The organism is Bradyrhizobium sp. 142, from assembly GCF_023074015.1.
Classification (GTDB): domain Bacteria; phylum Pseudomonadota; class Alphaproteobacteria; order Rhizobiales; family Xanthobacteraceae; genus Bradyrhizobium.
This window is the reverse complement of record NZ_JADPKQ010000420.1, coordinates 39,278-45,505: the sequence shown is the minus strand read 5'-3', so window position 1 is coordinate 45,505 and position 6,228 is coordinate 39,278. Positions and strand designations below refer to the sequence as shown.

General features: G+C 59.6%; 6 protein-coding genes and 2 pseudogenes. 4 read left to right on the top strand and 4 right to left on the bottom strand.

The features are described from left to right. Positions 1 to 415: 415 nt before the first annotated feature. Together IVA82_RS39040 and istB are read left to right on the top strand one after the other, a co-directional pair. Positions 416 to 1,196, top strand: a pseudogene (locus tag IVA82_RS39040) (transposase); the annotation flags it as partial. A gap of 15 nt (positions 1,197 to 1,211) precedes the next feature. Then, a pseudogene (gene istB / locus IVA82_RS39035) lies at positions 1,212 to 1,949 on the top strand (IS21-like element helper ATPase IstB). Positions 1,950 to 2,154: 205 nt separating this feature from the next. Here the strand turns inward: istB and tnpB are convergent. Next, positions 2,155 to 2,403 (bottom strand): transposase, encoded by a 249-nt coding sequence (tnpB, locus tag IVA82_RS39030; protein WP_247387726.1) that lies wholly within the window; start codon positions 2,401 to 2,403, stop codon positions 2,155 to 2,157. 141 nt (positions 2,404 to 2,544) lie between these two features. On the opposite strand from tnpB, the gene IVA82_RS49235 reads away from it, so the two are divergent. Beyond that, positions 2,545 to 3,084: a hypothetical protein gene (locus tag IVA82_RS49235; protein WP_346658777.1), complete on the top strand. Its 540-nt coding sequence runs from the start codon at positions 2,545 to 2,547 to the stop codon at positions 3,082 to 3,084. Positions 3,085 to 3,089: 5 nt separating this feature from the next. Here IVA82_RS49235 and IVA82_RS39025 read toward each other — a convergent pair whose 3' ends face one another. Beyond that, positions 3,090 to 4,244 carry a DegT/DnrJ/EryC1/StrS family aminotransferase gene (locus IVA82_RS39025; RefSeq protein WP_247387730.1) on the bottom strand — a complete coding sequence of 385 codons (1,155 nt, stop codon included), beginning with the start codon at positions 4,242 to 4,244 and terminating at the stop codon, positions 3,090 to 3,092. A gap of 348 nt (positions 4,245 to 4,592) precedes the next feature. Beyond that, on the bottom strand, positions 4,593 to 4,955 hold the full coding sequence (locus tag IVA82_RS39020; RefSeq protein WP_247387724.1) for a UDP-N-acetylglucosamine transferase subunit ALG14: 363 nt from the start codon (positions 4,953 to 4,955) through the stop codon (positions 4,593 to 4,595). A 92-nt stretch (positions 4,956 to 5,047) separates the two neighbouring features. On the opposite strand from IVA82_RS39020, the gene IVA82_RS39015 reads away from it, so the two are divergent. After that, entirely contained in the window at positions 5,048 to 5,251 is a 204-nt protein-coding gene (locus IVA82_RS39015; protein ID WP_247387723.1) for a hypothetical protein, read from the top strand. A 104-nt stretch (positions 5,252 to 5,355) separates the two neighbouring features. Here IVA82_RS39015 and IVA82_RS39010 read toward each other — a convergent pair whose 3' ends face one another. Further along, positions 5,356 to 6,207, bottom strand: a complete 852-nt coding sequence (locus tag IVA82_RS39010; RefSeq protein ID WP_247387722.1) for a glycosyltransferase — start codon at positions 6,205 to 6,207, stop codon at positions 5,356 to 5,358. Positions 6,208 to 6,228 lie beyond the last annotated feature (21 nt).

Below are 6,228 nucleotides of genomic sequence, written 5' to 3'. Positions count from 1 at the left end.
ATCTGACGCAACATGAAGGAATGTTTGCAGCTATAACCCTATAGGTTGCCCTGCCATGGCAGCGTGTAGGCGTCATTTCGTTTACATATGAGGCCTAATTACCTTTACGCATCGCCGGTCTCTACGCTCTCGGCGAGCCGGCTCAACACATCACACAACGCCAACAGATCAACCGTGCGGAAGGCCGCTCTATCCGCAGCAACTATCCGGAAGTCATCCATAGGATCGACATCGGTGAATGCGCTGGTGATCGTGCACAGTCGACCGTTTGGGCCCTCATAGACCACACGATCTTCGCCCCAATGACGGCGTCGGCAGATCAAGTCGAATGAAAGACCATGCCGCGGATGAAACGGGTGCGTGATACGCACCTTGCGGGAGATCGTACCCACACAGCGTGCAGTCGACGACTTTCGACAAGGCGAAGGTCGAGGTCGCCGTGCAGGTCGCGACGCGCTGGATCCTGGCCCGCCTGCGCAATCAGCGCTTCTTTTCCCTGGCGGAACTGAACGCTGCCATCCACGTCCTGGTCGGCGAACTCAACGCCCGCCAGATGCGCGGTTTCGGCTCCAGCCGCGTCGAACTGTTCGCCGAGATCGATCGTCCCAAGCTGGGAGAACTGCCGGAGCAACCCTACGCCTTTGCGCGCTGGAAGCGTTGCCGTGTCGCCCCCGACTACCACGTCGAGATCGACGGGCATTGGTATTCCACCCCTTATCGGCTGATCCGAGAACTCGTCGATGTGCGTATCGCCGACAAGACGATCGAGATCTTCCACAAGGGTCAGAGGATCGCGAGCCACGCCCGTGCGCCCAACCGGCGTGGCCACACCACCATCGCCGATCACATGCCGAGCGCCCATCGCCGCTACGGCAAGTGGACGCCGGGAGGGCTGATCGCGGCCGGCGAGAAGATCGGGCCCTCTACCGCGGCGTTTTTCCAGGCCGTCATCGCGGCAAGGCCGCATCCCGAGCAAGGCTTTCGTACCTGCCTCGGCATCCTGTCGCTGACCAGGAGTTACGACCATGCGCGCGTCGATGCAGCCTGCCGACGCGGCATTCTCATCAAGGCTCGCTCCGTCGCCTCGATCCGTTCGATTCTCAAGAACGGCCTCGATCGGGCGTTCCTCGACGAGACATCCGACCAACCAACCCCTGCGCCACGGCAACATCCGCGGTCAGGGTTATTTCCACTGACCCATGGAGACCTCAATGCTGACGCATCCCACCCACGAACGGCTGATCGCACTCGGCTTGATCGGAATGGCCAAAGCCCTGGAGGAACAGCGGCGATCACCGGATCTCAATGCCCTGTCGTTCGAGGAACGCATCGGACTGCTGGTCGATCGTGAAGCCGCCGAGCGCGACACCAAACGTCTCACCACGCGCCTCAAGTTCGCCGCGCTGCGCCAGAGCGCATGCGTGGAAGACGTCGATTGGCGCACGCCACGCGGCATCGACCGCGCCGTCTTCGCCAGACTCATCGGCGGCGACTGGATCGATCGCAATGAGAACCTGTTCGTCACCGGAGCGACCGGGCTGGGCAAGAGCTGGATTGCCTGCGCCCTCGGTCACAAAGCCTGCCGCGACAACCGATCGGTCCAGTATCATCGCGTCCCACGCCTGTTCGAGGCGCTCGCCCTCGCGCGCGGGGATGGCCGCTATGGCCGCCTGCTCAAAACCCTCGGGCGGGTTCAACTCCTCATCCTCGACGATTGGGGCCTGTCAGTTCTCAATCCGCCCGAACGGCGCGACCTTCTGGAGATCCTCGATGATCGCTACGGCCGCCGCTCCACCATCGTCACCAGCCAGCTCCCCGTCGATCAGTGGCCTGGGCGGTGCGATCCTGGATCGCCTCGTTCACAACGCTCACGCCTTCAACTTACCGGAGAAAGCATGCGAAAGCAGACCGCCCGCAAGCAAGCTCTTGACGCAAACTCAAACTCCTGAACCAATCACCATGTCGGTCGAAGCGGCCGCTCATGATCGCGTGAAATACCTACTCACGATCAAACGAAACGAGTGCTCACGATCGCCTGAAATCGCCGCTCACAATCCCCGAAATGCGCACTGGCGAGATCCGAAGGAAGGTCATCCGGCTTCAAACTCATGAAGCCAGTGAATCAGATTTCCCGGTAGGTTCAATCGCAGAATGCTATCCAACTCGCGTTGGACGCAAAGTTTCTTGAGGATTCCGCCAGTCGATCCCAGATAGCAGGTAAGAAAGCTGCGCCGGAGAGATCGTCACGGCTTCACCGGCAGCCGAAGGCCAGATGAATCTTCCTCTTTCGAGTCTTTTTGTAAACAGGCACGCTCCCTGAGAATCGTGCCAGAGCTGTCCGTGCGGCCCGCTTCTGAGACGCCGGTACAGCCGGCTTCTGCCCAAGTACTCTTCAACCTCCATCTTCCTGTCCTCCGCTGTTGAAAGCGGAGGCACAGAACGAACTATGCCGAACCGACCAAACGCCGGTCAGCGAGGAATCTGGGGAAAACAACCCGACTCGGCATAGTTCGGCGGGCGGCATAAACCTGCAAGCTGAACGATGTGAATCCGATCGCCTACATCGCCGAAACACTCGAGGTGATCATCGCCGGCCATCCACAAAGCAAAATCGAAGACCTCATTGCCGTGGCGATTCCGCAAAAAGTCAAGCTTGCATCGATAGGATCACGGCTAACTTACAATCGACCATACCGGCCGGCACCTGTGACGAGGTCAAGCGCATCATTGCGGAAGCGAGGCCGCCGACGGCCCTCAGTCGGGAGTCAGCGGCGACATCTCCAACTGCCAACGTACGATGCGTTGCCCGATGCCGTAGTGAACACCGCCTGCGGGCATCAGGACCGACCCTTGTCGTCTGACGAGACCATGTACCTGCGCAATTTCACCTCTGGCGCCGGGTATATTTTGGCCCACGCAGACACAAGCGAGCGATCCGATGAGACATCGTCAATGATCAAAACTCGAAGATCAGCGACGGACCGACCAGGGCCCTTCCCACGCACGGGGCGGCATCAATTCAACAGGGAACAACGATCACCACCTCGCCACGCGGCATCTTTCGCCAGCTTCGAACCGAACTGACATTCTCAACCGTACACCGCACACGCTTGGAGCTCCCTTATCAGCGCATCGGCGACCCGCTCCTGATCTTGTTCGCTCATCTGTGCGTAAATTGGCAGCAGAATCGAATTGTCCTGCGCGAGCTCGGACTGGTGCAGATCGTGGCGCGGCTTCTCGTTGGCGTACGGCGCTTCCCGATGCGAGCACATAATGCCGCGTCGAGTCGCTATGCCCTGATCCAGCAGGCTTTGCATGACCGTGCGCTGGTCAACGCGGTCCGGCAACCGCACGCAATAGCTCTGCCAGTTGGACCTCGCCCAGCCCGGCTCGGCAGGCAGTCTCAGACCTTCAAAGTTGCCGAGCAGTTCGCCATAGCGCGCCGCGATCGCGCGACGTCGGGACACCAAATCAGCCAGCCGCTCGAGCTGCTTGCGCCCGACCGCGGCCTGGATATCGGTCATCCGGTAGTTGAAGCCGACTACCAGGTAGTCCTCGAAGATCACCTGCGACGATCCGTGCCGCACGGTGTCCGGAACGCTCATGCCATGCTGTCGCATCAGCCTGAACTTGCGGTCAAGCTCGGCATCGGCGGTGGTGAGCATCCCGCCCTCGCCGGTCGTGATCACCTTGCGGGGATGGAAGGAGAAGCAGGCGATCTTCCCCCGCGGCTCGCCGATGCGCTCCCAGTCGCCGTTCATCCGGATCTGGCTGCCGGCGGCGCAAGCCGCATCTTCGATCAGGACGATGCCGTGGCGATCGGCCAGCGTGGCGAGGGCCGCCAGATCGCAGGGCATGCCCATCTGGTGGACGGCAATCACCGCGCGGGTGCGCGGGGTAATCGCTTCAGCCACCCGGTTGGGATCGATGTTGTAGGTGGCGGGATCGATGTCGACAAAGACAGGCGTCGCGCCGCAATACCGGATGCAATTGGCCGTGGCGATAAAGGAGTGGCTGGCGGTGATGACCTCGTCGCCGGGCCCGATCTCCAGGGCTGCGAGCGCCAGATGCAGGGCGGTCGTACAGTTGGAAACGGCACAAGCATAGGGCGCACCGACTAGCGCCGCAAAGTCGCGCTCGAAGGAGACCACCTGCGGGCCTTGCGAGACCCAGCCGGAGAGCACAATTGCGCGCGCCGCTTCGGCCTCCTCCTCGGCAAGCAGCGGTAATGCGATTGGAATCACGGCGTTATCACCCTCTTGTTGGCGAGCACCGGAGCGATCCACGCTCGAACTTGGCGCTGCATCGATCTCAGACTTGATCTGACGATACTGAGCTTTCAACTCTGGGAAGGGTATCAAAGGACTTATTCCAATCTTGAACAGCTGATCCGGGTCGCAATTCATGAGATCCAAATTTCTCATCAGACCAATCAATCACAATGACATTAAATCAGACTCATCGTTACAAACCTACACAGCCCTGATCCGCAGCTTGCGGACCCATCAGCGCCGCCGTGCGTGCCGGCCCCCTGGTCGGCAGTGCGGATCAAGACGGTGAAACTATCCCTGCCTTCCGACAGTCGCGAGAGATCATAGCACCGCGCCGGTGTAGTGGGGTCCATCAGGTCGCGCCAGGTGAGGCCACTGGGTCAACCAGAGGTCGGCGCAATGACCAATTCGATCTCCCGACATCGAAAGCTGCTCGACGTTGGCGATGCTGTCGAGCCAGATGGTGCGTGCACCCATCATTCGTCCGAGCCGCAGCGCCAAATATCCGGGAGCAGCGCCCGTCGAAACCACGATATCCGGCTTTTCATTCCAGACTATCCAGGCGATTCTGCGCGCTGCCTTCAACAGCCCCATCTTGGTCCAGCGGTTGGCATCATTGACCAGATAGAACTTGTGGCCGGGCACCTGCGCGCGATACGATGCATGAACGGTGACGAACGTCACTTCGCAATCCTCGAAGGCCGATTTGATGCGCAATAGCTGCACCCAGTGCCCCCCGCCCGAGGAGACCGCGAGCAATTTCGGGCGAATGCTGCGTGACTGCAGCGTTCTGTCATTCAGCAACGTCTTGCGGTGAAGGATCGGGCTCCCAAGCATCGGTTCGCCTCCATGAACGCCGCAGCCTCGCAAACCCCACGGCGGATTTGATCATCGCGACCAAGAGTTTAATTGATAACAAATTAAATGCTGAATTATTTAAAATCAAGATATTTTTTGTGCCCGCTCAGAATTCAATCTGATTTGACGTCTCGCTATGGCAGCGAAAAAGGGCCCACCTTGAGAGCTTTGGCGCGGGCCACGAAGGATGGAAATCACGCCCGATGCGAACACCGAAACTACAATCTCAGTGGAGTGAATCAGCAGATAGCGCGGCTCGAGAAGTTTCGTCGCGGGGCCAGAGATGGGCTCCGCCCATGGCCGCCCTGCATCGGGCAATCATGTTGACACAACAATAGATCATTAGTCCGTGCCACGAACGGGGCTCTTTGAACAATGCAATGAGCGTCCGATTGTTGGCTTCTCCCTTGTTCACGCGCAGCTCAGGATAGCGCTGGGCGAGCTCGAACGTTCCCCTGTAGGCACGAGTTCTGACCGCGATCAGCTGCTGCACGGTGCGTGGTGGAAATACCGTGGACATCACGCAGGGTAATGTCTCCCGCTCTTCCTGTCTGAACTGAAGGCGAACATAGGTGTCGTCAGCAATGATCTCTGGAAATTGGCCGAATCGCCTGCGCCCCGCCTCGGATAACGCGTAGACGCCGGACCCGCCGATGCCCTCGCGCGAAGATGGTAGCCGTGACCGAATTGCATAGTATTTGCGGACCAGCCAGGAACAGCTTGTCAGATCGATATCGGCCGTAGGAGCCACCGCCAAAACGTCCCCCTGCTCGAGGCGTTTTGCCAGGGCCCGGATGGCTTCAACGGTGATAACAATATCGGCGTCAACATAAACCCGCGGAAACACGCCTGAGATCTGATCACCGAGGTTCAGGGCGTGGGTTTTCCTTGCGATATCGGATTCGACAACATGGACGATTGGACCGAAGCGCCGGGCCACGTTCGCAGTGTCGTCCGTACACCCGTTACAAACGACAACCACGCAGATCTCATCCGAAGCCAGGTTGCCGACCCATTGACTCAAGGTCCGTGCAATCACAGAACTCTCGTTGTGGGCTGGCACGACGATCGAGATCATGGCTATCCAGGGCCGAATGTA

Excerpts from the sequence above, each read along its gene's own strand:
- tnpB (WP_247387726.1), bottom strand. The coding sequence starts at position 2,403 with ATGGAGGTTGAAGAGTACTTGGGCAGAAGCCGGCTGTACCGGCGTCTC.
- IVA82_RS39010 (WP_247387722.1), bottom strand. The coding sequence starts at position 6,207 with ATGATCTCGATCGTCGTGCCAGCCCACAACGAGAGTTCTGTGATTGCA.